A 25,351-nucleotide genomic window follows, 5' to 3' on the forward strand; every position below is an offset into this window, starting at 1 on the left:
AGAGCCGGATAGCCATTTCGGGACTTCGGCCGAACCCTGGCGGAGAGAGCCCGAAGATTCAGCGGCTCGGCCGCCTACCGCGGGGCAGCCAGCATCTCGAGCAACTCGTCGTGCCGTTCGGGATGTGCCACCAGCAGGCTGGCCCACTCGTCGGGCGTCGGGTCGCCGGCCAGATCGGTGACCGTGCAGCCGGCCTCGCGGGCGATGACGATGCCGGCGGCGACGTCCCACAAATCGAGCCGAGCGCCCTGAGACCAGAAAGCATCGAAGCGACCGAGGCCGGCATAAGCGACCTCGAGAGCCGCCGAGCCAGGCACGCGGATGCCAGCGACTCGAGGCATCAGCGTCGTCAGATGGGCCAGGCTGGTCGAGCAGTCGCCCTTGTCGTGATAAGGCAGACAGGTGGCGACCAGCATCTCGTGAAGGCCTCTGGCCGGCGGCACGACGATGCGTCGCTCGTTGCGGTACGCACCTTCCCCCGCCACCGCCCACATCATCTCGTCCAGTAGCGGCTGATAGACCACACCGTGGGTCAATGAACGGCCCTGGCGCACGGCGATGGAGACCGAGAAGTGAGGCACCCGATGCAGGAAGTTGTTGGTGCCATCCAAGGGATCGATGATCACCGTGGTATCACCGGACGCGGACGGCGTCGCGCCGCTTTCCTCGCCGAGGAAGGCCAGTCCGGAATGAGCGCGTTGGAGGCTTTCGATGATGATCCGCTCTGCCACTCGGTCGTAGTGGGTCACGAAATCGGAGGCCCCCTTGGCTTCGAAGTCGATGGCACCGACACTCTGGTAACCCTCGAGAAGGCGTTCACCGGCAAGACGGGCAGCGTGTTGCAGTGATGCGATCAGAGACGACTCGTGCATGATTCCTCCCGAGGCAACGTGGAGCGCGCGACGCGACGATGCGCCACCGATGCCATGACGATAGCAGGACAAGATGTCCGCGGGATGGCAGGCGAGGCTGCCATCATGTGTTGTCACCGCGAGCAGTCCCTCCTTTCTGGCTCATCGCACGGGCCTGTTTCCGCCCACGACCTCGTGCCCCCTGGCGCACCAAGGCGATCCGCATCAAGCGCTGGAAGGTCGGGCATTCCAGATGACTGGGCGCGGTGCAGGTCGCGGCATGACGCAGGCCATCACGCAGCGCACTCAGCTCCTCGATATGGCGATCCACAGCGTCTGCCTTGGCAGCCAGCATGTCTCGGTCGATGCTTGGCTCCTTCTCCTGCCCAAGCATTCCGCGGATCTCGGCCAACGAGAATCCGGCAGCCTGCCCCAAGGCTATCAGCGCAAGACGCGGTAGCACATCGGGCTCGAAGACACGACGCAGACCTTTCCGCCCGACGGATCGAATAAGCCCGACTTCCTCGTAATAGCGCAGCTTCGAGGCAGGAGCCCCGCTTTTTCGTGAGAGCTCAGAGATGTCCAGCATGCGACTTGACTTCAAGTTGACTTGAAGTAGTAGCTTATTCGACTTCGGCTGACGTCCCAAGGGAAGCAACTCACTTGGCAAGTCCCGGTACCCATGATCGCGCCCCTCACAGGCAAGGTCGCGTCAATCTGGAGTGCACTGAGATGAAAGATTCGCTGCTGACAGGAGGAAATCGGCCATGACCGACCTGATGATAGATGCCTTGCCCATTGGCGTAGGCGCGACCCTCTTCATGGACGTGATCGCCTTGCTGCGACGTCGCCTGTTCGGCATTCCCTCACTGGATTACGCCATGGTGGGACGCTGGCTGGGGCATCTTCCCGACGGCACGATCGTCCATCGCCCTATCGACAACAGCAGGCGGGTTCGCGGCGAATCCGCCCTGGGATGGGCTGCGCACTACCTCATCGGGATCGCCTTCGCCGCTGTATTTCTCGGTCTGACCGGAGCGGAATGGCTCAACCGAACGACGCTCATGCCTCCGCTAGTGTTTGGCGTGCTGACGGTACTCGTCCCCTTTCTTGTCCTGCAGCCTTGCTTGGGAGCGGGGATAGCCGCTCGCAAGACACCCCGCCCGAACGTTGCCAGGATTCGCAGCCTCTTCACACATACCAGTTTCGGCCTTGGCTTATGGATCGCAGGCCTTGGCTACACCCACATGCTCCCAGGCTGATTCCTGCCGGCGGGCGGAAAGCTCATGACAGCAGACCCGCTCACGCGTGCTGCAGGATATTGACCAGCTTGCCGAACGGATCGCGGACGTAGAAACGCCGTACGCCCCAGGGCTCGCTGACGGGGCCGTATTCGATGGGCACGCTCGCCGCCTCGAAGCGTGCCAGCGCGGTCTCGAGATCGTCGACTTCGATGGAGAGATCGGGCACCTCGGTACCCGAACCGCCCTCGGCGCCAAAGCTCACCTGGACCCGCATTCGCTCGTCCGAGCCGTAGGTACGAAACCAGCCGTGGTCCATGAGCCGCTCAAGGCCCAGGATGTCACCATAGAAGGCTTCCGCCTTGTCGAGGTCTTCCGTTGCCGTGTTGGCCATGATGCGCTTGACCTTCATGCGTCTCCTCGTCCGCTGTGCTTCTCGTGAATTCGATTGTCGCCCGGGAACATCTTGCCGATGTCGATTACTGTAGTCGAAACGCCCGGTGTTCGAGCGGCCACAGACGGCTCTTCACGAAGACACGCCGCAAAAGAACGGGGCCACGTCGAGACGTGGCCCCGCAACGGCACGGGTAACGACATCAACCCGCCGTCAGACTCGCGACGGCCTGGCCCAGATAATCCTTCATGCGTTCATCCATCCAGGTACTGTCCTTCAGTGCCGGTTCCTGCTCATTGGCCTGCCGGATCTTCTGGTGCGTGGCCGGATCGTCGCCGGCGAAGCGCTGCAGCAGGGCCAGCCATTCCCGGGCCAACTGCTGTGCGGCCGGCTCCTCCGGGCGGGTGCCCTGCTCCAGCAACCGACGCAGCCGGGCCATCAAGGGCGGCCATTCATGCATGCACTGAGGATAGCGCTCCCGCATGAGATCGAACTCCGCATCCGACAGATAGCGCCGATAGAACGTCAGCTTGTACTCGGCGAATGCCTGCATCACGAAATCCGACACCCGCTTGGAAATGCCCAGTTGCTCCTGAGCATCGGGTTCGTTGGCATGCATGGCATTCAGCTTTTCGAGCAGGGTCGGGTCGCCGGCGGTATCGCGCTCGAGTTTCGCCATCCAGCGCATCGCCAGATCCCGGGCTTCGGATGAGGCGGGAGACGCTCCCTGATGCAACAGCGCCTCGGCTTCCTTGACCAGGTCCTGCCATTCCGCCCGGCGCGCGTTGTCGGCCTGATAGAGCGGCAAGCGATCGAGTTCCTCCGGGGAAAAATAGCGGTCGTACATCGTCATCAGCTCCAGTGTTTTCAGCCAATCGTCCATTGCCGGTTCCTCGCCGTTCACGACCTGGCGATGCAGGCTCGCCAGACGGTCGAGCAATTGGTTCTTCTGCGCGATCTGGCGTTCCAGCAAGCGCATCTGTCGCTCGATGACGGTCGACAGCGGTGGAGACGGCTGGTCGAGCAAGGTGCCGATATCGGCCAGCGACATGCCCAGGGAACGCAGCGCCTGTATGCGATGCAGGCGCGCGACATCCTGGCGTCGATAGAGCCGATAACCGGCGTCGGAACGCGTGGAGGGTTCGAGCAGGCCGATGTCGTCGTAATGGTGCAGCGTCCGGACGGTCAGCCCGGTGCGTTTGGCCAGTTCACCGACGCGTAACAGCATGCTTCATCTCCTCTTGTCCACGCGTGGCTGAAGTCTGGAGCCTCACGTCGCGTGAGGGTCAAATGCCCTGCAACACGGAGATTCAGGTCCTGTTGGTGGACGATCCACCGTCCACGGGCACCGCACTGCCACTCACGAAACTCGAGGCCTCGGAGGCCAGGTTGGTCGTCCAGAGAGGGTAGGCCACGATCGGCGACTGGCACGGCGCGCCGTACGTTGCAGCGCAAATATGATCACGCAATGGGGCCTCTACTCCGGCTTGCGCGCCAGCATGGTGGCGAACTGCAACTGCGCGCCGTTGTGCATGGTGCCCAAGTCTTCGTTGTATTTGACCAGTTCCCACCCCGTGTAGGCTTCACGCAGCTGGGATTCCTGAAGAGTGAACGGGAAAGGTACCGGGCATGGGTGCTCTTGCGTACTCATGGCGCACACGATCAGGTTATAGCCGCCGGGCCGGGTGTGCGCCTGCATATCGGCAAGCACTGCGGGAACGCTTGCCGGGTTGAGAAACATCAGGGTGACGGTGCAGGCAATGAAGTCGTAATCCGCATCCAGCGCAGCAGTGTCGATGTCGTATACCTGCGCCGTGACGTTGGCGATCCCTTCCGCGTCCACGATTTGCTGCAGCATGCTGATCGCGCCGGGGTTGTTGTCGACTGCGGTCACGTCAAAGCCGAGCTCGCTCAGGTATAGCGCGTTACGCCCGTTGGAGCAGCCCATGTCCAGGGCGCTGCATGGCGCGATCGTCTTGCACGCTTCCACCACTTCGCTATGCGCCGGGTTCAGGCCGTAGCGGTCGTTCAGATTGGACGTCATGATGCTCACCTGTGTCTAAACGGGGAAGCCGCATGGTACTACGACGATCACGGGTGCCGAGCGCAATACCCGAACATTTCACTACAGTATTGTTCCATGTCATCCATTCAGCTCCACTGCGCCTGCGCCAGCAAGATGAGCGTTCGGTGATCTTCAGCGGTAGACGCTGAACGGACATAAGCAGCATTGAAGAATCGATAACTCATTGCCCACCTGAGCCACTCGTGGCGACATGGGAATGAATGACGTGCAGCGCGCGACTCAGTTGCACCACGCTCTGCCTTGCCCACCATCGGTGAAGGTGTCATCGTCACCTGGACCCCTTTGAGCGGCCAACCACGAGGAGCGAGCAACGTGTTCATCGCCATGAATCGTTTTCGAGTCAATCCCGAGAGAACGGACGAGTTCGAGCAGATCTGGCTGGAGCGGGAGACCCACCTGCAGGGCCTGCCCGGCTTCGTCGAGTTTCACATGCTGCGCGGGCCCGAGGAGGAGGATCACGTCCTCTACGCCTCGCACACCATCTGGCGCTCGCGCGAGGACTTCGAGGCCTGGACGCACTCCGAAGCGTTCCGTGCCGCCCATGCCAACGCCGGCCAGAGCCGCCGCGAGGGGCTCTACCTCGGCCCGCCCAAGTTCGAGGGCTTCGAGGTCATCCAGACGATCGGCGAGTCGAACGACGCCTGAACGCACCGAGGCCTGCCATGCGAAAGATCGTGCTCGTCGACAACGGCTCCCTGCGCCCGCAGGCCACGCTCAACCTGCGTCGCCTGGCTCACGCCCTGAGCCGGACCACTGGCGAGGCGGTCGAGGCCGCTTCCCTGCTGCACTCCTTCAAGATCCCCGCAGAGAAGCTCGACGGCCGCAAGGCCGTGTCGCTGGGGCCGTTGGCCGAGCGTTATGCCCAGCAGGGCGTGACCGAGCTGCTCATCCTTCCCTTCTTCTTCGGCCCCAGCCAGGCGCTGACCGGCTACCTGCCCGAGCGCCTCGGCGAGGTGCAGGCCAGCTACCCGCAGTTGGGCGTCAAGGTGGCCCTGCCCCTGGTCGAAAGCCAGACGACGGTGGACCTGCGCCTGGCGCAGCTGCTGGCGGACAACGTGCGGGAAAGGATGGCGGGGCTGTCGCGGCCGAAGGTCGTGCTGGTCGATCACGGCAGCCCGAACCCGGAAGTCACGGCGGTGCGCAACTATCTCGCCGGCCAGCTGAGCGTGCTGCTGGCCGATGCAGCGAGCTGCGTCACCTTCGCCTCCATGGAGCGCCGCGACGGCGATGCCTATCGCTTCAACGAGCCGCTGCTGGTCGACCTGCTGGCTTCACCGGCGATGGCCCACGGCGACGTGATTCTCGCCATGCTGTTCCTCTCCCCGGGTCGCCACGCCGGCGAAGGGGGCGATATCGCCGAGATCTGCCAAGCGGCAATGTCGCGCTCGCCCGGCCTGAACGTGACCGCGACGCGGCTGGTCGGCGAACACGACGCCATCGTGGATATCCTGGCGACCCGCCTGCAGCAGGCCCTGGCCGGCGAGCCGCTGCTGACGGAACTGCCGCCCGCAGGCGGCAGCGTCATGCCAGACTGAGCCACGGCCCGGCAATCGCTCGCATGCCGGGCCAGGGGGAGGATCAAGGGGCCTCGGCTTCCACTTCCAGCCATTCGTCGATCAGATCGCGATGGTCGTCGATCCACTGCTGGGCACCCTCGACGGGATCGCCGACTTCCTCGATGGTCGCCATCAGGCCGCCGAGGCTGTCGTCGTCCATGTACCAGGCGTTCAGTACGTCGGTCAGCCAGGGCTCGTCGCTGGCGAAGTCGCCGCGCGAGAACCAGTAGATGGTTTCGTTTTCGCCGTAGATGCCCTTGGGATCCTCGAGGTACTTGAGGTCGTATTCGGCGAAGGCCCAGTGCGGACTCCACAGGGTCACGACGATGGGTTCCTCGCTGGCATAGGCGCTGTCGAGCGCCGACATCATCGCCGGGCCCGAGCTGTTGATCTGCGACAGCGGCAGTTCGTACGCCTCGATGGCGTCATCGGTCAGGCCGGCGATCGCGGAGCCGCTGTCGATGCCCAGGATGGAGGGGCTGCCCTGGTATTCGAACTCGTCCGCACGTTCCACGAGCTCCGGAATGGTGTCGATGTCGACGTAGCTGGGAACGACCAGACCCAGCCCCGTGCCCTCGTACCAGGCGTCGTGCACCTGGAGTTGGTCCTCGTAGGGTTCGAGGAACGGCTTGTCGGTGATCGGCAGCCAGATCTCCATGGAGATGTCGATATCGCCCTGGGCCATGGCCGTGTATAGCGCATTCTTGCTGACATTGGAGAGCTCGACATCGTAGCCGTACTCGTCCTCCAGCAGGATCTTCCACATGTTGGCGACGGCGATGTTCTCGGCCCAGTTGTTGGTGCCGATGGTCAGGTTCTCGTCCTGAGCCATGAGGGCCTGGCTCGCCGGAATGAGGGCAAGGGCCAGCAGTGCGGATGACAGTTTCTTCATTCGAAAAATCTCCCCGTTATGGCGTTGTTTTATGGAAGCTCGATACTAACAATCTCTTCGCCACTCCCCTCCCTTGGATTGAGAATGCCTGCCATGAGAAAAGGGAATGGCGCCGGTGCTCGTGCCTAGCCGATCAGCCTGGAATCGAGGGGATAATCCGACAGCAGCTCGACCCGGCCGTCGTCGCGGACGTACAGCTGTTCCTCGAGCTTGACGCCCTCGCCGCCGTCTTCGTGGCCGATGAAGCTTTCCACGCACAACGTCATGCCCGGAGCGATGACGCCGTCGTAGCCCTTGTCGTCGATGTCCTCGCGATGAACGATGTAGGGGTATTCGCCGTTCATGCCCACCCCGTGCGCCAGGGCGAAATAGCGCCGCGCCCGGTAGGCGGGTGGAATGCGCCAGGCACGCTCGGCGTATTCCTTGAAGCTGACCCCGGGCTTGAGGTTTTCCATGTTGGTGCGGATCTGCTCGTAGGCCAGCTTGTAGAGGTCCCGCTGGGCCGGGCTCGCCTCGCCCTGGCCGCACAGGAAGGTGCGCGAGAAGTCGGCATAGTAGCCGTATCGCCCCACCACGTCGGTATCCAGGGCGACCAGCTCGCCGTCGCGGATGAGGCGGTCGGAGCACTCCTGGAACCAGGGGTTGGTACGCGGCCCCGAGTTCATCAGCCGCGTCTCGACGAAGTCGGCATCGGTGGCGATGATGTGCTCGTGCAGCTTGGCCCAGACGGCGTTCTCGCTGACGCCCGGCGCGATGGCGGCTTCCAGCTTGCGCACGCCGTCTTCCACGGCACGCAGCGATGAGCGGATCATCTTGATCTCGTTGGGCACCTTGTAGGCACGCGCCCGTTCCAGCGGCTCCTGGGCGTCCAGCACCCGGAAGCCGCGCCGCTGCAGCTCGAAGCCCGCCTCCGGCGTGGCACTCTCGATGGCGATGCGCTCGCCGCCACCGCACTGGCGTACCAGCTCGACGATCTCGTCGGCCCAGGCGCGGGTCACCGCTGCGGTGTTCTTTTCGTTGAAGTAGTAGGAAATCGCCTTGGCCGGCCGGATCTCGTCCACCGTGGGCAGGTGGCTGGCCAGATGCTCGCAGCCGGAGAACTCGAACAGCACCACCGGGCCCTCGGCGGGCACGAAGGCATAGCGCGCGGGGTTGCGCGAGCTGTAGACCTGCATGTTGCGCGAGCCGGTGGCGTAGCGCACGTGGGCGGGGTCGAACAGCACCGCGGCGGTGATGTCGCGCTTGGCCAGCTCGGCGCGCACCCGTCCGAGCCGATCCAGCAGGATGCGTGGAATCTCGTCGGCGGAGGGCTCGCATTCCGCCGGTTCGTGGGTGGGCGGCAGGATGCCCATGGACGCCAGGTCCATTCTCATCGGTGTCTCCTCGTCTCGGGGGCGGTAGTCATCGTTGTTTCGGTTCAGTCGATCAGGCCGTCGGCACGCGCCTCGCGGCGCTCCTCTGCCAGCATGTGCTGCTCCGAGACCCGGCCGTAGAGCTGGCGGGTGCGCTCAAGGCGCCCCACCACGTCGGGCGCCTGCGAATAGGCGAAGATCGCCGTCAGGCGCGGCGTGTCGCCTTCCACGCGCGTGACCCGGTGCAGGCTGAAGCGCCCTTTGAACAACTGCAGATCGCCCGGCTGCAGGTCGAGCCGCTTTACGCCTTGCGTTCGCTCACCACGAATCACCGCACCGACCTCGGCGTAGTTCTCGTCCTGGGGGTTGCGGATGTTGGGGCAGTATTCGAACACCCCGCCGCTCTCGGGCTGCTGGGTCATCATGGTGACGATGAATTCGTTGGTGTCGTAGTGCCACGGCTGCTCGGTGCCGTCCGGCAGTACGTTGAGCACCAGCCCGGCGTACGGGTCGGCGTACTCGTAGATGCGCGGCTCGCCCAGGCAGCGCTGCACCAGCGACTTCATGGCGCGTGAGACGTAGAGCCGGTGGATCAGGGTGTCGGCAGTGATCATGTCGCGGGTCACGAAGCCGCTGGTGCGGGTCATGAACAGTCGCCGGGGATCCTCCTCGGGCAGCTCGGGGTCGTCGGCGGTGAAGTAGGCGTTGACCTCGCGGGTGTTGTAGAAGCTCGTCTCGGCCATCCGCGCGCTCTCCGCGCGGACGCGCTCGAGGCGGTCCTGGCGCAGGAAGCCGCGCAAGACGACGCAGCCTTCGCGGTCCAGGTGGGCGCGGGCCATCTCGACGGTCTCGAGCAGCGCCGGGTCATCGGGCCGGTGCAGGGGATATCGCGCGGTGTCGACGATATCGGAAAGGTCCAGGGCCTCGGCGTCGGCCAGGCCAGGGTCGGTGGCGCTCATCGGTAGCCTCCTGGGGTGTCGGTCGTCTTCGGTCAGGCTTATGCTGGACGCCCCACAGCCATTCGAAAAACGAGTCATTCCGATGGATTCAATCGGCGATTCCGATCGATCGCGCCTGCCCGCCCTGGACAGCGACCTGCTGCTGGCTTTCGTCACCGTGGCCGACAGCGGTGGTTTCACCGCGGCCGCACGCTATCTGCACAGGACGCAGTCGACCGTCAGCCTGCGGGTGAGCACCCTGGAGGATCGTCTGGGCACGCGGCTACTGAACCGCACCAGCCGCCACCTGGCGCTGACGCCGGACGGCCAGACCTTTCTGGTCTACGCGCGGCGCCTGCTGCAGCTCCAGCGCGAGGCGTTGGGGGCACTGAACGTCTCGAACGAGCCGATCACCCTGCGTTTCGGGCTGCCGGAGGACTATGCCGGCACCTGGCTGCCCGCCCTGCTCGAGCGTTTCTCGGCGAGTCATCCCGAGGTGCGGGTGCATATCCACTGCCGCATGTCCACCGAGCTGCTCGACCGGCTCGATGACGGCTCGCTGGATCTGGTGCTGGCGGTGCGCCACGCCGCCGACAGCGGCGGCGAGGTGGTCGGCGAGGAGGCCGTGGTATGGGCCGCGCATCGCGACTTCCGCCCAGACCCGGAACGCCCACTGCCGCTGGCCCTGTTCCCCGAGCAGTGCGTGTATCGGCGGCGCGCGCTCCAGGCGCTGACCGAGCGGGGACTGGCCTGGCAGGTCGACTCGACCAGCCAGAGCCCCAGCGGCCTGCGCGTCATCGTCGATCAGGCCCGCGCGGTGACGCTCTGCGAGCGGCGCATGGTGCCCGAGCGCTGGCGGGTGCTCGGCGAGGCCGAGGGCCTGCCGCCCCTGCCCGCCGCCGAGCTGGAGATCCATCGCTCGCCCAGCCTGACGCATCCGGCCTTCGAGGCCTTCGTGCAACGGCTGCGCGAGGTGATGACGGAGGCGCTGCCCGCAACGCTATAACGAGCGCTCCAACGAACGCTCCGGGGAGCTGTCGCTGGCTACGGCGCTGAGCAGCCAGTCGCGCAGCAGCGTCAGCGTCGGCTCGTCGCCCTGCCCCGGCCGGGTGACGAACCAATAGGATTGATGCCCGGGCATCGACGCCGCCAGCGGCTGCACCAACGCTCCCTTGGCCAGCTCCCGGGCGACCATGGCACGGTCGGCGATGGTGATGCCCAACCCTTCCAATGCAGCGCGAATCGCCAGATCCAGCAGGTCGAATTCCAATCCGCCCTGGGTATCGACGCCCTCGATCCCCGCCGCATCCAGCCAGTGCCGCCAGGTCGGGAAGCGATCCTCGGTGGTGCGCATCACGTGCAGCAGCGTCTGCTCGCTCAGGTCCAGCGGCTGGCCGCCTCGCAGCAGGCGCGGCGAACAGACCGCAATGTGGTGTTCCTGCATCAGGAAGTGCGGTTCGACGTCGCTCCAGTCGCCGTCGCCGAAGCGAATGGCGGCGTCCAGCGCGCTGTCGGCGGCCAGGTCGTCGACCTCGCGGGTGGTCAACGTCAACGACAGGAAGGGATAACGCCGCCGCAGATCGTCCAGGCGCGGCACCAGCCAGCGACTGGCCAGGGTCGGCGGCACGTTGAGGCGCAAGCGGGTGAGATCCGTCGGCGAGGCGAGATCGCGCACCGTCATGGCGATGCGGTCGAACGACGTGCTCAGCGCCGGCAGCAGGCGCCGCCCCGCCTCGGTCAGCCGCAACTGCCCCGGCCGCCGCTCGAACAGGCTCACCCCCAGTTGCTCCTCCAGATGACGCACCTGACGGCTGATCGCGCTCTGCGTCACGTGCAGCCGCTGCGCCGCCAGGGTGAAGTTCTGGCACTGCGCGGCGGCCTCGAAGGCCTTGAGGGCGTTGAGCGGTGGCAGGTAGCGACTCATGGGCGACGGCCCCTCATGCGTTTTTATCGGGAGATGGCGTTTCGGAACGCGAGCTTTTTCGGTACGTCATGCGTTTTACTCATGCCCAGGGTACCAAATTCTCGTTTGTCGCCCCATCCGACGCTGCCCAGACTGGCCATCGAGACCCTCAATCCTCAGCTCTGGAAATCGATCACCATGGCCGACGATACCGAAACGCTGATGCCCCGAACGCGCGAACTGGCAGGCTGGCGCGGGCTGGCCGAGCGGTTGCCGCTGCCCCGTCGCGCCTATGTGGGCGGCGAGTGGCGCAATGCCGAGTCGGGTCGCACCTTCACCGCCCGCAACCCCGCCACCGGCGAGCCCCTGGCCGAGGTGGCCGCCTGCGACGCCGCCGATGTCGACCGGGCGGTAGCGATCGCACGGCGCACTTTCGAGGCCGGCGAGTGGCGCGAATTGCCGCCCACCGAGCGCAAGGCGCGCATGCTCGCCTGGGCCGATGCCATCGCCGCCCACGCCGACGAGATCGCCCTGCTCGAGACCCTGGAAACCGGCAAGCCCATCGGTCAGACCACCAGCGTGGACGTGCCCGGGCTGGTCGGCGGGCTGCGCTGGTACGCCGAAGCGCTCGACAAGCTGTACGGCGAGACCGCGCCCAACGGGGCGAACAGCGTCTGCCTGATCGACCGCGAACCGGTCGGCGTGGTCGCCGCGGTGGTGCCCTGGAACTACCCGCTGATCATCGCCGGCTGGAAGCTCGGGCCGGCGCTGGGCGCCGGCAACTCGGTGATCCTCAAGCCCGCCGAGCAGTCGACGCTGGCCACCCTGCGCGTCGCCGAACTGGCGCGGGACGCCGGCATCCCGACCGGTGCCTTGCAGGTGATCACCGGCCTGGGCCACGAGGCCGGCCAGGCGCTGGGCCTGCACGACGATGTCGACGCCATCGGCTTCACCGGCTCCACCGAAGTCGGCAAGAAGTTCCTGGAATACTCGGCGCGCTCCAACATGAAGCGCATCGGCCTGGAATGCGGCGGCAAGAGCCCGCACATCGTCACCCGCAACGTCGACGACCTCGACCGCATCGCCATGTATGTCGCCTACGGCGTCTGGTACAACCAGGGCGAAACCTGCCACGCCGGCACCCGGCTGATCGTCGACCGCACCATCAAGGACGAGCTGCTGGCCCGGGTGCGCCAGTGGGCCGACGAGCTCCAGCCCGGCGATCCCCTCGATCCCGATACTCAAATGGGCGCGATGATCGAGCCGGAACACGCCGACAAGGTCATGGGCTATCTCCAGCAGGGCCGCGACGAGGGCGCCCGGCTGCTGTTCGGCGGCGAGCGCGTGCGCCGGGACAGCGGCGGCGACTTCATCACGCCGGCGATCTTCGACGAGGTCACCAACGACATGCGCATCGCCCGCGAGGAGATCTTCGGGCCGGTGCTGGTGACGATCGGCGTCGATGGCCTCGACGAAGCCCTGGCCGTGGCCAACGACACCGATTACGGCCTGGGCGCGGCGATCTGGACCAACCGCCTGAGCGACGGCCACCGCGCCGCCCGCGCGCTGCGCGCCGGTACCGTCTGGGTCAACTGCTACGACCACACCTCCATCAACGCCCCCTTCGGCGGCTTCAAGCAGTCCGGACAGGGGCGCGACAAGTCGCTGCACGCCTTCGACAAGTACACCGAACTCAAGACCACCTGGATCGAGCTGGACGCCTGACATGCCGATGAACTTCACGACCGGCCGGCAGGTGCCGCTGGTGGTCGGCGCCGGCACGCTGGCGCAACTGCCCAAGCTGTGCCGCGACCATGACGCCGGCAGTGCGCTGATCGTTGCCGACGCCGGCATCGCGGCCACCGGCCTTGTCGACCGACTGGCCTCGCTGCTGGACGATGAACTGCCCGTGACGCGCTTCATCGCACCCGCCGGCGAGCCGACCCTGGCGACGGTCGACGCCGGCGCCGAGGCCGCCCGCGAGCTCGAGTCGCCGCTGGTGATCGGCCTGGGCGGCGGCACCGCCCTGGACATCGCCAAACTGGTGGCCGCCCTGGCTGAGAGCCCCGGCGCCATGGCCGACTACCTGCTCGCCCGCACGCCCTGGGCGGGACGCGCCCCCGCGGTGATGATCCCCACCACCTCGGGCACCGGCTCGGAGGTCACTCGCACCTCGATCGTCGCCGACGACCGGGGACGCAAGCAGTGGGCCTGGGGCGACGCGCTGCTGCCCGAGGCGGTGCTGCTCGACCCCGAACTGACGCGCACCCTGCCGGCGCCACTGACCGCCGCCACTGGCCTGGACGCCTTCGTGCACGCCCTCGAGGCGGCCAGCGGCCAGGGGCGCCACGTCTTCATCGAGGCCAGCGCACTGCAGGCGATGCGGCTGATCGGGCGGGCGCTGCCCCGCACGGTGGCCGCCCCCGACGACCTAGAGGCGCGCCAGCAGATGCAGGTCGCCGCCTGCCTCGCCGGCCAGGCGATCGACAACGGCGGCACGGGCCTGGGGCACAACATCGGCCATGCCCTCGGCTCGCTCTACCACCTGCCGCATGGCGTCGCCGTGACGCTCGGCGTGGAGGCCACCCTGGCCTGGACGATCGACGGGCGCGAGACCGTCTTCGCCCCGGCAGCCGAGGCCCTGGCGAAAGGCGACACGGCGCACGATCTGCCCGCCCGCTTCAGCACCCTGGTCGATGCCGCCCGCTTCGATGCGGCGCTGGCGCCTTTCGCCGATCTCGAGATGGACGCCGAAGCCCTCTCGGCGACCATGCAGGCCGAGGAGAACGCCCCCATGGCCGACAACGCCGCGCGACGGCCGGAAGCCGACGACTGGCACGCGCTCGCCGAGGCCACGGTGTCGCTGTTCGAGCGCCGTCTGGCCCACCTGACAGCCGCCCAGGAGCACCCCGCATGAGCGTCATCGACCGCATCGAGATCACCCACCACCAACAGCCGCTCGAGCCGCCCTTTCCGGCGGCCTGGGATAGCCAGCCGCGCCGGCGGTTTCCGGCGACCCTGGTCCGCGTGATCGACAGCGAAGGACGCGAAGGCGTGGGCTCCGGCGATGCGATGTATGGCTTCGAGGACTTCCGCTCGCTGTTCATCGGCCGCGATCCGCTGGAGCTGGAACGCCACAGCGGCGTGATCGACAACATCGGCTTTCACGCCGGACGCTGCTGGCCGCTGGAGGTCGCACTCTGGGATCTCGCCGGCAAGATCCGCGGCGAGCCGGTGTGGCGCATGCTCGGCGGCACCTCGAACCGCCTGCGCGCCTACGCTTCCAGCGGCACCCACCGCCCGCTCGAGCAGCTGGTGACCCTGGCCGAACGAGTGCGAGACGCCGGTTTCCCGGCCATGAAACTGCGCTTCGGCCGCCCCAGGATCGACGACGACCTGGCGGCCCTGGCGGCGGTGCGCCGGGCGCTCGGCGATGAATACACCCTGATGGTGGACTGCAACCAGGGCTGGCGCATGCCGTGGGACGTGCAGACCCCCTGGGACCTGGGCAAGGCCACCGAGGTGGCCGAGGAACTGATCCGCCACGACGTGCTGTGGATGGAGGAGCCGCTCTACCGGGGCGACTATCCCGGCATGGCGGCGCTCAATGCGCATGCCGGCGACCGGCTGAAGATCGCCGGCGGCGAGATGACCCGCGAGCCCTACGAGTTCCACGAGATGCTGCGGCGCGACTGCCTGGACGTCTACCAGCCCGACGCGGTCTGTTCGATCGGCATGCTGGGGCTGTCCCGACTGGCGCGGGAGGTGACCGCGCGCGGCAAGTGGTTCACCCCGCACACCTGGGGCAACGGCATCGGCCTGATCGCCAACCTGCACCTGACCGCCGGCACCGTGGGCCCCGAAGGTTGCCCTTACCTGGAATTTCCCTTCGACCCGCCGGAATGGACGCCCGAGGCCCGCGACTATCCGCTCCTCGCCCCGCTAACCGCCGACGACGCCGGCTGGCTGACCCTCTCCGAAGCGCCGGGCCTGGGCATCGCCCTCGACGAGCAGCGCCTGCGCGACACCCGCGCCGACCAGGCCACCTATGGCTGACATGAAGCGGCCTCTTCATAGCGCGGTGCAGAGTCAGTTCGTGCCCTCGGCCTTCAGCGTCCCCCAGTCGCGAGGGGCAGCCACACATGCTCGTAGCCGATGGTGATCGCGACCCACAGCAGCAAGGCCGCCATCGCCAGGCTGAAGCCCTTGAGGATTCTCGGGTTCTCGATGCGCTTGCCGAGCAGGGCGCCGACCAGCGCATAGCTGCCGGGCGCGCCGACCGCCAGCACGGCCAGCCCCATCGACCAGAGCACCAGGGCAATGCCGTGAATGCCCGCAGCGGGAAACTGGATCGTGGCAATCGGCAACGTCGCGACGATGCCCTTGGGGTTGCAGAGTTGCATGATCAGGCCATCGCGAAAGCGCATCACCCGCGGGGCCTGGCGCACGGCACCCAGATCGATGCTCGAGCGAGCGATCTTGATGGCCAGATAGAGGATGTATCCGCAGCCCAGGGCACCCACCACGGCGAGCACGTCGCCTTGTACCCAAGCGGCGCCGACCCAGCCGAACAGCAAGAAGAGAATGAGCATGGCCGCCCCCACCCCGAGGAAAAACCCCAGCGTGGCCCTGGCCTGTCCATGAAGCCCGGCATTCAGACCGAGCAGGTTCACGGGCCCGGGCGTGTACATGACGCCCAGGGCATAGGCAACGATCGCTAACATGGCGAATTCCCGGTTACGAAGTGACGCTGCGCTGGTACTGGTTCGGCGTCTTGCCGTAGATGCGCTTGAAACGGCGGTTGAAGTGGCTGAGGTCGGTAAAGCCATAGCGGAAGGCCACTTCCGCAGGTGCCACGCCGGCCTCCAGGGCATGGCACGCGGCATTGACCCGACAGTTCAGCACGTACTGATGCGGCGTAATGCCGAACTGCTGCCGGAACAGGCGCAGGAAGTGATACTTCGAGAGGTGGGCGGCCTGGCTGATGTCGTCCAGCGACACATCGTCTTCCAGGTGCGCGAGGATGTACTCCTTGGCGCGCATCAGCAGTGCATCGGGGCGACTCGCCTTGCCGGCCCCCTGGAACTGGCCGGCACGCTGCACCAGGCGCGACGCTATCCGGTAGAGGGCGTGCTCCTGCTCGATGCGCGAGCCCACTCGGTGGATGACGAGCTGGGAGAGTTCCAGGATGGCACGCCGCAATTCGGGATCCGGGATCAAGGTGTCGCCACAGCGGAATGCGCCGGCACGTTCGCTCCCCGCCGCATCGGCGAACAACGCCTCGAGCTGGGCGGCCGGTACGTAGGTCATGACGTAGCCCAGCGTGCTGTCATCGCCCGGGTGCCCGTCGTGCACCTGTTCGGGATTGAACTGGATGACGTTGCCCGGCGAGCTGCGGTGAAACTCCCCGCCGCTGAAGAAATCCTGCCGCCCGGCGAGGGTCACGCCGAAGGCATACTCCTCATGAGCATGGCGGTCGTAGCTGAAATCGCTCAGCGCTGCCCGCAGCACCTTGAGCTCGGGAATGTGCCGACTCTTGTAGTAGTCGAAGCGACTCGTCCGTTCCACCGTGCCAGGCCTCCCCTGAACGTCACTCGGGCATAGTCTAGGCGTAACGCCAGGCCACCGGCTTGGACATTATTGCGGAATTCGACGGGCAGTGAGCCAACCGCGGTATCGACCTGACCCGCGACTGGCATGCCATAGCGCCATCCTCGCGAATTTCCGCCCTCATGCCGAGCGCACTTCGCCAGGGAATCGCTTGACGCCTCTGAGACGTTGTACTGCAATAGGGTCACATTTAGATAGATCGGTCTATATAGGAGAGGCCGCCGATGCCAGCTTCCAAGCGCGACCAGTTGCTCGCCACTGCCGAGCGCCTCTTCTACGAGCAGGGGTTTCATGCCACGGGCATCGACCGCATCGTGGCGGCTGCCGGGGTGGTGCGCATGACGCTCTACAACCACTTCGCCTCCAAGGAGGCACTGGTGGCCGCCGTCCTGGAGGCCCGCCATGAGCGCTTCATCGCCAGTCTCGATGCGGCTGTGGCTTCCGCCTCGCCGGGCGAGGAGACGCGCGCCCTGGTCGAGGCGCATGGCCGCTGGTTGGAACGCTACAGCCCGCAGGGCTGCATCATGGCCAAGGCGATGGGCGAGTTCGCCGAGCACAGCGCGGAGATACATGCCCTGGCGGCGGCCGCCAAGACCGAGCTGCTGACACGCCTCGAAGCCGCCGTGGCCCGCGACGGGCTGGATCCCCACGTCGGCCTGGCGCGCCGCCTCTTCCTGGTGCTGGAAGGCAGCAATATGGCGGTGGCCTTGCTGGGCGCGCCGACGGCCCTGGCCGACACCCGAGCGGTGGTCGAAACCCTCCTCGCAACGGCCCGGAGCGAGACCCCATGAGAACCTTGTCGAACATCGGATTCGCCCTATTCGGTGCCGCGCTGATCGCCATCAGTTATGGGCTCGCGCGCTTCGCTTTCGGCCTGTTCGTTCCTTCCATCAGCGCCGAGCTGGACATGACGCCGTACCTGATCGGCATCGTCGGGGCGCTGCCGTTCATCAGTTTCGTGCTCGCCACGCTGGTCGCGCCACTGGCCGCCGATAGCCTCGGCGCTCGCAACTTGGCGGTGCTCTCGGGTAGCTTCGGTGCTGGCGGCCTGGCACTGATCAGTCAGGCATCGGATGCCCTATGGCTCGGTGTCGGCGTGTTCATCTGCGGCATCTGCACCGGTTTGATGATGCCGGCACTGACCGCCGCCATGCAGGCCCTGGTGAGCCGCACGATGCATGGACGCGTGAGTTCCATCATGAATGCCGGTACCAGCGTCGGCATCATCGTCGCAGTGCCGACCGTCGTCTTCCTATACGATGAGTGGCGTTTCACGTATGCCATGTTCGCCGCGCTGGCCGGCATCGGGATCGTTGCCGCGTGGTTCTTCCTTCCCTCGGTATCACGGATCATGCCGGCAAATGCCGCACCGCCGCCCCCGATCACTCGGTTGCAGTGGTCGCGTCTCGCTCGGCTCACGCTGTTCGCCTTTGCCATGGGTTTCGTGTCGGCGGCGTACTGGCTTTTCGCGCCGGACCTGGCGGTCACGCTCGGCGCGCTTCCCTCCGGCCACACCGGTTGGCTGTGGCTGGCGGTCGGTATCGCCGGCCTCGGCGGTGCCATGGTGAGCGACCTGGCCGACCGCAATAACCCGCCGATCACGCAAGCCTTGATGCTGATGATGCTCGCCTCGAGCCTGGCATTGCTCGCCGCCAGCCCGGGCCGGCTGGGGCTGGCGATCTTCTCCGCGCTCGTCTTCGGCCTTGCCTACATGAGTCTGACCGGGCTGTACCTCATGACCGGCATCCGGCTGTTGCCGGGCCGCCTCTCGATGGGGCCGGTGTTGCCATTCATGGCCTGCGCGCTCGGCCAGGCGGTTGGCTCTCCGGTCGTCGGCGCGCTGGTCGACGGATTCGGATACGCCGATGCATTTGCCATCTTCACGATGATCGGCATCCTGCTGGCGATGCTGTCGCCGATTTATCCGGGCCATATCGATTACTGGGCGGACTGGACGGAAGACGCCACAGAACCGCAACAGGAAGAGCCGCCGGCGGTTGACGAGACCGGCCTTCAGGCAGCCTACGACCACCAGTTGCTGGACGAGAATGGCGAGCCAATCGAACCCGTGGCGAAAGAGGACGGGCTAGCCTAGCCACACATCCGGAGGCTCGATGGCCTGCCGCGGGACCGTCGCCAACGTAGGAAACTCCCGCGGGATGGTCCACTCTGAACAGGTAGGGCGCGCCCCGAAAGACCGGGGCCGCTTCTCGACATGCATCCTCTCGGACGGAAAGGAGCGTTTCATGAGCGATAGGGAAGCCTACGAGCAGAAGTTGCAGGCCAAACTGGACGAGTGGCAGGCAGAGATCGACAAGCTGCGGGCCCGGGCCAAGGGCGCCGAGGCCGATGCCCGTATCGATAGGGAGAAGGAGGCCGCACGCCTCGAAGCGAGGCGCGAGGAAGTGCGTCAGAAACTCCAGGAGATGCGCGAGGCCAGCGACGACGCCTGGGAGGATGTGAAGGCCGGCGCCGAACGCGCCTGGGATTCGCTGAGCGAGTCCTTCGAGAAGGCTCGCTCGCGCTTCAAGTAAGCCCTGCCGGCAGTTCGTTTCAAGGCCGGCGCATCGCTTCCCGGCGTGGCGCAATACGCATACCGCCCACCCAGCGCTCGCCGGGAGCATGATCCAACCAGTTGCGACTTCCCGCGAGGATATCGTGCCCGAGGTCGGTCAGGCTGAGTCGGCGATGGGGCCACTCCTCGTGAGCCTCGCCGATCTCCAGCGGCGGTTGGGGCGTTGCAATCAGCGGTTGCAGCAACCACCAGAACGTCAGATCGCCCAGATAGGGCAGCGGTTCGTACTCGCGCATCAGGTAAGCGAAGGCCTTGCCCACCGGCAGAGGGCCATGGTCGCGTACGGTCTCCAGAATGAGTCGCTCGGTCAGGCCGAGACCGGTATTCGGTGCGGGCAGCTCCTGTAGATGGCGCCCGAGCGCCTTGCCCATCATCGGCAGGGCCGGCGTACCGGTGGCGATCAGGGATTCCAGCGCCTCGGGGGTATCGGCCGTGAGTGCCTCCCAGGCCCGGGAGCCCAGCTCGAGCAGCGGCGCCTCGACGGGACGACGCCGACGCCACAGCCAAGCCAGCAGGTCCGGGGCTAGCTGGCCGATACCGATGAACCGCTCCACGCCAGGGATGGTCTCCACGGCTATCAGCTCGATCCTGGCGTTGGGTGGGTTCGCCCGCAGTCGGTGCAACAGGTAGGCCAGCAGCAATTGGTCGTAACTGTCATGCTCGAACCACAGCACCAGCCGCGCATAACGGTCCAGCTCGGCCAGTCCCCGGTAGCTCCGGAGAAGACGCGCCAGAACGTCGCCCTCGGCCATTCCGGAAACCTCTGCCAGGTAATTGGCGCGTAACCGCATCAGTTCCTCGGGCAGCAGATCCTTCAGCGGGCCAATGCAGAACGGATCGGAAAATTCCAGGAAGTCGCCCTCAAAACCAGCGGTACGCAGGCTGTGCTCGATATCCGAACCGCAACGGATGTGCAGCGTTGCCAGGTCACCGTCGCCCCGTTCGGCAATCAGCCGCCGCGACGCCTCCAGGGATTCGATATGCGCCTTGAGCCGAGGCCAACTGGGAAAACCGCATTCGCGGGCGATGACGAACTGGGCATCGGCAAGCTTGAGCGGTGCCTCGCGTGGCGAGAGGTGCCGAAGTATTCGCGCGAGAGCGGCCGGCTCGTCGGCGCGGGCTGCCTTGAACAGTTCCTTGGCGCGCTTGCGCTGCTGCTCGAGATTGAAGCGGCCATGCGACCGGGCATCCGGCCGGGGAAGCGTGGTCATACGAATCCCTCCATATGCCTGCGTCCGCCGGACAGGCCGGGAGTCGTATGGGGAAGCCGATTGGAAGCGATGGGCGCAGCCCTTTCCGCGGACGGGGACGCCTGGCGGCGCTGCGTTTAGCGTACCCCAGCATGGCGCGGTGTCAATCGGAGGCTACGCAAACCCAAGCATGACGGATGCGACCAAATAGCGACAGCCATCCAGACGTTGGCCATCGGGGAGTGCGACATCGTGAAATCCGAGCCGGGTATAGAGCCTGGCGGCAGGGTTCTGGGGGTAGACGTAGAGAGCACACTCGTTGACACCCAGCGCTTGCACTCCCTCACTTGCCAGGGCCGCGATGAGCTGAACACCCAGGCCCTGACCGCGGCGGAAGGGGGCGACGGCAAGCCGTGCCAGGTGGCAACGTTCATGTCGTCGGCAGTATTGGCCGAAGCCCAGCAGTTCGCCCTTAGCGTTAAGCAGCGCGCGGCTCGACATGTTCTCGAGTTGCAGATCCTGGCGAAACTGTTCCGGGATGATAGGGAAATGCATGTCAGGACCACCCCACAGGCGGCAGCTGTCGGCATCTGGCCACCAGTTCTGCAATATTGCTAGGTGGCGTTCCTGAACTGGCGCCAGATGGAGCGAGGTATCACGCACGAGCCCGCTCAAATGCCCAAGTTTAAGTGTAGTCACCAGTCACAGTCCTTAGCATGAGCACTACCATCGGAGTACCAGCTTACCAGGCAGCGCTCACGGTAGCCGAAGCGATGGCCCTCAGGGCAGCGCCTCCAAGTCACGCAGGGCCTCGCGCACGATGGCATCGCGCTTGGGGATGTCGTCCATACGATCGGGGGTGTCCATGTTGAGGGCGAAGAACACCGGCCCGCTGGGCCATTCGACCCAGCCCACCCACCAGGCCAGCTCGCCGGACCAGCCGGTCTTGCCGCGCAGGATCCAGTCGCGGCCAGCCTCGGCGATCATCAGGTCCTTGACCAGCCGCTGGTCGGCCTCGTCGAACGGTAGCGCATTGCGATAGAGCTGCTGCAGGAAGCCGATCTGCTCTGCGGCCGAGACCTCCAGATTGTCCGGCTCCAGCCAGAAATTCTGGATATCGGCACCGACCTCGGCATTGCCGTAGTCGGTCGCCTCCAGGTAGCGGCGTTCGCTCTCCTCGCCCAGTTCCCGGGCGAACTGCTGATAGAGCCAGACCGTCGAGTTGCGCAGGGCGGAGCGCAGATCCTGGTCGGCATTCCATGCCGGGACACCGCGATCGGTACCGTCCCAGGCAAAGACCTGGAACTCGTCTTCCACCACGCCGGCATCCAAGGCGAAAAGAGTGTGCGGCACCTTGAAGGTGGAGGCAGGCACGAAGCGTTGCCTTGCGCGCTCGGCGTCATGCACCCAGGCCGCTTGGGTATCCTGACGCTGATCCACCACCAGCAGGGAGCCCTCCGCGTCATAGTCCTGAAAAAGCGCCTCCCAGACGTCCCGCTCCTGCCAGGAGTCGGCCATCGCGCCCAGTGGCGTCAAGGTCAGCGCGAGGGCGCCAGCCAGTAAAAGTTTCAGGGTCATGGTTCCATCCATCGTTTCATGAGGCCAGGCGACAGGCCTACGGTGAGAGCGACCAAGCGCTCATGGGGCCTGCATGAGCCGCGCCAATTCCTGCCGATACGCCACCTCATGCCGCGCCGGATCGGAGGGAAAGCGACCGAGCTCGACGGCCAGTTCGAAGAACCCCTGACGGGGCAACTCGCCGCGGCGGCTGACCACCAGCGCCGCGATCATCGGGCGGCCGGCGGCAACGTCTTCGCGCATCAGCGTTTCCAGCGCCTGAGCTACGCGCTGGATGGTGCCCGGCGGCGACAATCCCAGGGCCTCGGCGGCCTGCCGGTAGGTGATCGGCACGGCCTCGGCAGGCAGGTGCAGGAGCAGCTCGCGCAGGCGCGGTGCCAGGTCGGCTTCTTCAACGGTGCCCATGGTCGAGATCCCGATATCGGCGGAGGTCTGCCGGCAAGGCTGTCACACCATCGGCGCGAATCACAGCGGCAGATGCAGGATGGCGCCGCGTAGGCCACGCGCATCGGCCCACAGTTTGCCGAGAGTGATGGGCAGGCGGAAGCGGCGCTTGCCGGCGGCGCCGGGGTTGAACAGCAGCCGGCCATCCTGCCATTCGTTACGCGGTTTGTGGGAGTGGCCGTGGAGCACGGCATCGCAGGAGGTGGCGGGATCGAACTCCCGAAGGACGTGCACCAGGTGCAGACGCCAGCCGTTGACGGCGAGATCGCGGGTCATCGGCAGCGTCTCGGCCCAGGGGGCAGTGTCGATATTGCCGCGCACCGTCGCCAGCGGAGCGAGCTCGGCCAGGCGTTCGAGGATGGCGGCGTCTTCGTCGCGATGGCCGACGTCGCCCAGGTGCAGGATCAACCCACAGCCCTCCAGCATCGACAGCGCTTCGTGGCGCAGCAACCCATGGGTATCGCTGATGACGCCGATGGGCCGCTCGGTAATGATGGCCTGCATGAAAACGGCCTCAGGCGAGCACTTCAGCCATCGATCGCTGGCCATCGAGCAGGACGAACTCGCGGTCGACGAGTTCCCGAGCCTTCACCAGGTGCAGCAGGGCGTGGGCGACGTTGCCGCGCGAGACGCGGTTCTCGCCGTCGGTCTCCTCCAGCGAGGCGGCCACCCGCTCGCTGGCGGGGTCGTCGGTGAGCCGCCCCGGCTTGAGGATCACATGGGGCATGCCGGAAGCACGCAAATAGGCGTCGGCGGCGAACTTGGCGGCCATGTAAGGACGCAGTTTCTCGGGTGCCGCCTGGGGATTCTCGGCGCGCATGGCGCTGACCATCAGGAAGCGAGAGAGGCCACGCTCACGGGCGGCGTCGACGGCACGGATGGCACCGTAGAGGTCGATCAGCAGAGTCTTGTCGGGACCGGTGTGCGGGCCGGAACCGGCGGTGAAGACGACCTGATCGCAGTCGTCGAAGGCGTGGGTGAAGTCGCCTTCCAGGTCGGCAATCACCGTTTCGATGCCGCGCTCCTCGAACCAGGGTTGTTGGCCGGGATGGCGAATCATGGCGCGGATGGGCTCGCCCGCCGCGTGGGCCAGCGCGCAGAACTGGCAGCCGATCTGGCCGTTGGCACCGATTACCAGAGTCGTCATGGGCTCTCCTCAGGATTGCGGGCTGATTGGACGTCGCCTCGCCGCCTCGGCAACGGCCTGCCGGCGAGACGGGCTAACGGGTGCACTAACGCATATCAGGCAGGCCAGGATCAATACGATGCCGACCCAGCCGAGCGGTGGCAGCCGCTCGCCGACGATGGCTACGGCCAAGCCGGCGGCGACCACCGGCTCGAAGAGCGTGATCGTGGTTGCCGTGCTGGCGGGGATGCGTGCCAGGCCGTGGCCGAAGCAGAGATACCCCAGCAGCATCGGCACCAGCGCCATGTAGAGGCCGACGGCGGCGTTGCCCCAGGAGGCCAACAGCGGCGCACCGGTGACCAGCAGCACCGGCATCAGCAGCAGGCCACCGATGCCGAAGGTGGCCCCCATGGCGGCGCGCGAAGCAATGCCGCGCTGCATCAGGCGGCGCGCCGTCCAAGAGTAGAGAGCATAGCTGAGCCCGGCCAGCAGCCCCAGCAGAACGCCAGGCACCACTTCGTCGCCGGTGGCGACATGGCCACCGCCTTCGGCCAGGCACAGCAGCAGCATGCCGCCAAGCCCCAGGGCGGCACCGGTGGCCCAGCGCACGGTGAGACGCAGCCCGTCCAGACGGTTCTCGATCAGTACCGAAAGCAGCGGTGCCGAGCCGATGGAAACCACCGTGCCAATGGTCACGCCGGCCAGGCGCATGGAGGCATAGAAGGCCAGCGGGTAGATGGCCACGGCCACGGCACCGAGCAGCAGCACTCGCCGCCGAGCGCACAACGCTCCCGCATGGCGACGGATACGCCCGGCAGCGAGCAGTGCCTGCAGAAGACCGCCCCCGCCCATCGCCACCGCACCGATGGCCACTGCGCTCACCTCGGGAGCGAAGGTCGCAGCGGTGCCGGTGGTGCCCCACAGCAGGGCGGCGATGAGCACCGTCGCCGTACCCAGCAGGCGCTCTCGGGTCGTCGCGTTCATCGTGCCTCCAGCAGGGCCGCGGCCATCTCGCGCGCCTGGCGCAGGCAGTCGCTGCGCCCCTCCAGTCCGGCACGCGCCATGGCCCCCTCGAGCAGGAAGGCGAGCTGCCGTGCCACCTCGGCCTGGCGCGCCGGGTCGGCACCGAACAGTTCGCCGAGCGGTTCGGCCAGCAGCGCTTCGACCTCCTCCTTGTGTTGCCTGACGGCCTGCCGGCCAACATCGCCGGCGGGCAGCTCGGCGGCGGCATTGAGCAACCCGCAGCCGCGAAAGCCATGCTCGTAGGCGTGCTCGGCATGATCCTCGTAGGCCTGGAAGACCGCCAGCACCCGTTCCCTGGGCGAGCCGGCCCGGTGCAGGCGGGCCTCGTAGAGCGCCCGCCACTCGGCGTGGCGGGCCTCCAGATAGGCGGCCACCAGTTCGGCCTTGGAGGCGAAGTTGTTGTAGAGGCTCTTCCTGGCCACGCCGGCGCGCTGCACGATGGCATCGATGCCGGTGGCATGGATGCCGTGGTCGTAGAACAGCGCGGCGGCCGCGGCGAGCAGTCGGTCGCGGGCGCTCTTAGGCGACGGAGGTCGTGCTAGAGGCATGAAGAGCTCATCTCAGCGACAGGTAGGTAGACCAGTCTACCTAC

29 protein-coding genes are annotated in these 25,351 nt (G+C 66.4%); 10 read left to right on the forward strand and 19 right to left on the reverse strand.

Going from position 1 to position 25,351, the window contains the following annotated elements; all coding sequences use genetic code 11:
• Positions 1-74: 74 nt before the first annotated feature.
• Together BLP96_RS15745 and BLP96_RS15750 are read right to left on the reverse strand one after the other, a co-directional pair.
• Positions 75-872: an inositol monophosphatase family protein gene (locus BLP96_RS15745; RefSeq protein ID WP_089688070.1), complete on the reverse strand. Its 798-nt coding sequence runs from the start codon at positions 870-872 to the stop codon at positions 75-77.
• A gap of 103 nt (positions 873-975) precedes the next feature.
• Positions 976-1,440, reverse strand: a complete 465-nt coding sequence (locus BLP96_RS15750; protein ID WP_089688073.1) for a helix-turn-helix domain-containing protein — start codon at positions 1,438-1,440, stop codon at positions 976-978.
• 178 nt (positions 1,441-1,618) lie between these two features.
• On the opposite strand from BLP96_RS15750, the gene BLP96_RS15755 reads away from it, so the two are divergent.
• Positions 1,619-2,113 carry a DUF2938 domain-containing protein gene (locus BLP96_RS15755; protein ID WP_089688075.1) on the forward strand — a complete coding sequence of 165 codons (495 nt, stop codon included), beginning with the start codon at positions 1,619-1,621 and terminating at the stop codon, positions 2,111-2,113.
• A 40-nt stretch (positions 2,114-2,153) separates the two neighbouring features.
• Here BLP96_RS15755 and BLP96_RS15760 read toward each other — a convergent pair whose 3' ends face one another.
• The 3 genes from BLP96_RS15760 to tehB all read right to left on the reverse strand — a co-directional run bounded on the left by BLP96_RS15760 (position 2,154) and on the right by tehB (position 4,530).
• Positions 2,154-2,504: a VOC family protein gene (locus BLP96_RS15760; RefSeq protein ID WP_089688077.1), complete on the reverse strand. Its 351-nt coding sequence runs from the start codon at positions 2,502-2,504 to the stop codon at positions 2,154-2,156.
• A 184-nt stretch (positions 2,505-2,688) separates the two neighbouring features.
• Complete coding sequence (locus BLP96_RS15765; protein WP_089688078.1) at positions 2,689-3,714, reverse strand: MerR family transcriptional regulator; 1,026 nt, start codon at positions 3,712-3,714, stop codon at positions 2,689-2,691.
• A 249-nt stretch (positions 3,715-3,963) separates the two neighbouring features.
• Positions 3,964-4,530, reverse strand: a complete 567-nt coding sequence (gene tehB, locus BLP96_RS15770; RefSeq protein ID WP_089688080.1) for a tellurite resistance methyltransferase TehB — start codon at positions 4,528-4,530, stop codon at positions 3,964-3,966.
• Positions 4,531-4,884: 354 nt separating this feature from the next.
• On the opposite strand from tehB, the gene hmuQ reads away from it, so the two are divergent.
• Together hmuQ and BLP96_RS15780 are read left to right on the forward strand one after the other, a co-directional pair.
• Positions 4,885-5,217 (forward strand): heme-degrading protein HmuQ, encoded by a 333-nt coding sequence (gene hmuQ / locus BLP96_RS15775; protein WP_089688082.1) that lies wholly within the window; start codon positions 4,885-4,887, stop codon positions 5,215-5,217.
• A 17-nt stretch (positions 5,218-5,234) separates the two neighbouring features.
• A complete protein-coding gene (locus BLP96_RS15780; protein WP_089688084.1) occupies positions 5,235-6,107 on the forward strand; it encodes a sirohydrochlorin chelatase in 873 nt (290 codons plus the stop codon).
• Positions 6,108-6,150: 43 nt separating this feature from the next.
• Here BLP96_RS15780 and BLP96_RS15785 read toward each other — a convergent pair whose 3' ends face one another.
• The 3 genes from BLP96_RS15785 to BLP96_RS15795 all read right to left on the reverse strand — a co-directional run bounded on the left by BLP96_RS15785 (position 6,151) and on the right by BLP96_RS15795 (position 9,331).
• Positions 6,151-7,020 (reverse strand): glycine betaine ABC transporter substrate-binding protein, encoded by an 870-nt coding sequence (locus BLP96_RS15785; protein WP_089688086.1) that lies wholly within the window; start codon positions 7,018-7,020, stop codon positions 6,151-6,153.
• Between the two features lie 125 nt (positions 7,021-7,145).
• A complete protein-coding gene (locus BLP96_RS15790) occupies positions 7,146-8,393 on the reverse strand; it encodes a M24 family metallopeptidase (protein ID WP_089688087.1) in 1,248 nt (415 codons plus the stop codon).
• Positions 8,394-8,437: 44 nt separating this feature from the next.
• On the reverse strand, positions 8,438-9,331 hold the full coding sequence (locus BLP96_RS15795; RefSeq protein ID WP_089688089.1) for a HalD/BesD family halogenase: 894 nt from the start codon (positions 9,329-9,331) through the stop codon (positions 8,438-8,440).
• Positions 9,332-9,413: 82 nt separating this feature from the next.
• On the opposite strand from BLP96_RS15795, the gene BLP96_RS15800 reads away from it, so the two are divergent.
• On the forward strand, positions 9,414-10,316 hold the full coding sequence (locus BLP96_RS15800; RefSeq protein WP_240455595.1) for a LysR substrate-binding domain-containing protein: 903 nt from the start codon (positions 9,414-9,416) through the stop codon (positions 10,314-10,316).
• Here BLP96_RS15800 and BLP96_RS15805 read toward each other — a convergent pair.
• Positions 10,311-11,234 carry a LysR substrate-binding domain-containing protein gene (locus tag BLP96_RS15805; protein WP_089688093.1) on the reverse strand — a complete coding sequence of 308 codons (924 nt, stop codon included), beginning with the start codon at positions 11,232-11,234 and terminating at the stop codon, positions 10,311-10,313. The two genes, BLP96_RS15800 and BLP96_RS15805, sit on opposite strands and share 6 nt — an antisense overlap.
• Before the next feature lie 177 nt (positions 11,235-11,411).
• Between BLP96_RS15805 and BLP96_RS15810 the strand changes: the two genes are divergently transcribed.
• Genes BLP96_RS15810 through BLP96_RS15820 form a run of 3 tightly spaced genes read left to right on the forward strand, consistent with a single transcriptional unit; the run spans position 11,412 to position 15,269 of the window.
• Entirely contained in the window at positions 11,412-12,938 is a 1,527-nt protein-coding gene (locus BLP96_RS15810) for an aldehyde dehydrogenase (RefSeq protein ID WP_245682288.1), read from the forward strand.
• 1 nt (position 12,939) lies between these two features.
• The gene (locus BLP96_RS15815) at positions 12,940-14,130 is read left to right on the forward strand and encodes an iron-containing alcohol dehydrogenase (RefSeq protein WP_089688095.1); all 1,191 of its coding nucleotides are present in this window, start codon (positions 12,940-12,942) and stop codon (positions 14,128-14,130) included.
• Positions 14,127-15,269: a mandelate racemase/muconate lactonizing enzyme family protein gene (locus BLP96_RS15820; RefSeq protein WP_089688097.1), complete on the forward strand. Its 1,143-nt coding sequence runs from the start codon at positions 14,127-14,129 to the stop codon at positions 15,267-15,269. Before BLP96_RS15815 ends, BLP96_RS15820 begins: the two co-directional genes overlap by 4 nt.
• 53 nt (positions 15,270-15,322) lie before the next feature.
• On the opposite strand, the gene BLP96_RS15825 is transcribed toward BLP96_RS15820, so the two are convergent.
• Entirely contained in the window at positions 15,323-15,937 is a 615-nt protein-coding gene (locus BLP96_RS15825) for a LysE family translocator (RefSeq protein ID WP_089688099.1), read from the reverse strand.
• A gap of 13 nt (positions 15,938-15,950) precedes the next feature.
• Positions 15,951-16,781 carry an AraC family transcriptional regulator gene (locus BLP96_RS15830; protein ID WP_089688101.1) on the reverse strand — a complete coding sequence of 277 codons (831 nt, stop codon included), beginning with the start codon at positions 16,779-16,781 and terminating at the stop codon, positions 15,951-15,953.
• A gap of 266 nt (positions 16,782-17,047) precedes the next feature.
• On the opposite strand from BLP96_RS15830, the gene BLP96_RS15835 reads away from it, so the two are divergent.
• The 3 genes from BLP96_RS15835 (at position 17,048) to BLP96_RS15845 (ending at position 19,357) form a co-directional block, all read left to right on the forward strand.
• Positions 17,048-17,614 (forward strand): TetR/AcrR family transcriptional regulator, encoded by a 567-nt coding sequence (locus BLP96_RS15835; RefSeq protein ID WP_089688103.1) that lies wholly within the window; start codon positions 17,048-17,050, stop codon positions 17,612-17,614.
• Positions 17,611-18,918 (forward strand): MFS transporter, encoded by a 1,308-nt coding sequence (locus tag BLP96_RS15840; RefSeq protein WP_089688104.1) that lies wholly within the window; start codon positions 17,611-17,613, stop codon positions 18,916-18,918. Before BLP96_RS15835 ends, BLP96_RS15840 begins: the two co-directional genes overlap by 4 nt.
• Before the next feature lie 151 nt (positions 18,919-19,069).
• Positions 19,070-19,357: a sll1863 family stress response protein gene (locus tag BLP96_RS15845; protein ID WP_089688106.1), complete on the forward strand. Its 288-nt coding sequence runs from the start codon at positions 19,070-19,072 to the stop codon at positions 19,355-19,357.
• A gap of 19 nt (positions 19,358-19,376) precedes the next feature.
• Here BLP96_RS15845 and BLP96_RS15850 read toward each other — a convergent pair whose 3' ends face one another.
• The 8 genes from BLP96_RS15850 to BLP96_RS15885 all read right to left on the reverse strand — a co-directional run bounded on the left by BLP96_RS15850 (position 19,377) and on the right by BLP96_RS15885 (position 25,307).
• Complete coding sequence (locus tag BLP96_RS15850) at positions 19,377-20,609, reverse strand: DUF1835 domain-containing protein (RefSeq protein ID WP_089688109.1); 1,233 nt, start codon at positions 20,607-20,609, stop codon at positions 19,377-19,379.
• A 153-nt stretch (positions 20,610-20,762) separates the two neighbouring features.
• On the reverse strand, positions 20,763-21,143 hold the full coding sequence (locus BLP96_RS15855) for a GNAT family N-acetyltransferase (protein WP_089688111.1): 381 nt from the start codon (positions 21,141-21,143) through the stop codon (positions 20,763-20,765).
• 225 nt (positions 21,144-21,368) lie between these two features.
• Entirely contained in the window at positions 21,369-22,106 is a 738-nt protein-coding gene (blaOXA, locus tag BLP96_RS15860) for a class D beta-lactamase (RefSeq protein WP_422666826.1), read from the reverse strand.
• Between the two features lie 120 nt (positions 22,107-22,226).
• Positions 22,227-22,571: a hypothetical protein gene (locus BLP96_RS15865; RefSeq protein WP_089688115.1), complete on the reverse strand. Its 345-nt coding sequence runs from the start codon at positions 22,569-22,571 to the stop codon at positions 22,227-22,229.
• 60 nt (positions 22,572-22,631) lie between these two features.
• A complete protein-coding gene (locus tag BLP96_RS15870) occupies positions 22,632-23,114 on the reverse strand; it encodes a metallophosphoesterase family protein (RefSeq protein WP_089688117.1) in 483 nt (160 codons plus the stop codon).
• 10 nt (positions 23,115-23,124) lie between these two features.
• The gene (locus BLP96_RS15875; RefSeq protein ID WP_089688119.1) at positions 23,125-23,757 is read right to left on the reverse strand and encodes an SDR family oxidoreductase; all 633 of its coding nucleotides are present in this window, start codon (positions 23,755-23,757) and stop codon (positions 23,125-23,127) included.
• 9 nt (positions 23,758-23,766) lie between these two features.
• Positions 23,767-24,720 carry a DMT family transporter gene (locus tag BLP96_RS15880; RefSeq protein ID WP_089688121.1) on the reverse strand — a complete coding sequence of 318 codons (954 nt, stop codon included), beginning with the start codon at positions 24,718-24,720 and terminating at the stop codon, positions 23,767-23,769.
• The gene (locus tag BLP96_RS15885) at positions 24,717-25,307 is read right to left on the reverse strand and encodes a TetR/AcrR family transcriptional regulator (protein WP_089688123.1); all 591 of its coding nucleotides are present in this window, start codon (positions 25,305-25,307) and stop codon (positions 24,717-24,719) included. Before BLP96_RS15885 ends, BLP96_RS15880 begins: the two co-directional genes overlap by 4 nt.
• Positions 25,308-25,351 lie beyond the last annotated feature (44 nt).

This window comes from Billgrantia gudaonensis, from assembly GCF_900100195.1.
Classification (GTDB): domain Bacteria; phylum Pseudomonadota; class Gammaproteobacteria; order Pseudomonadales; family Halomonadaceae; genus Halomonas; species Halomonas gudaonensis.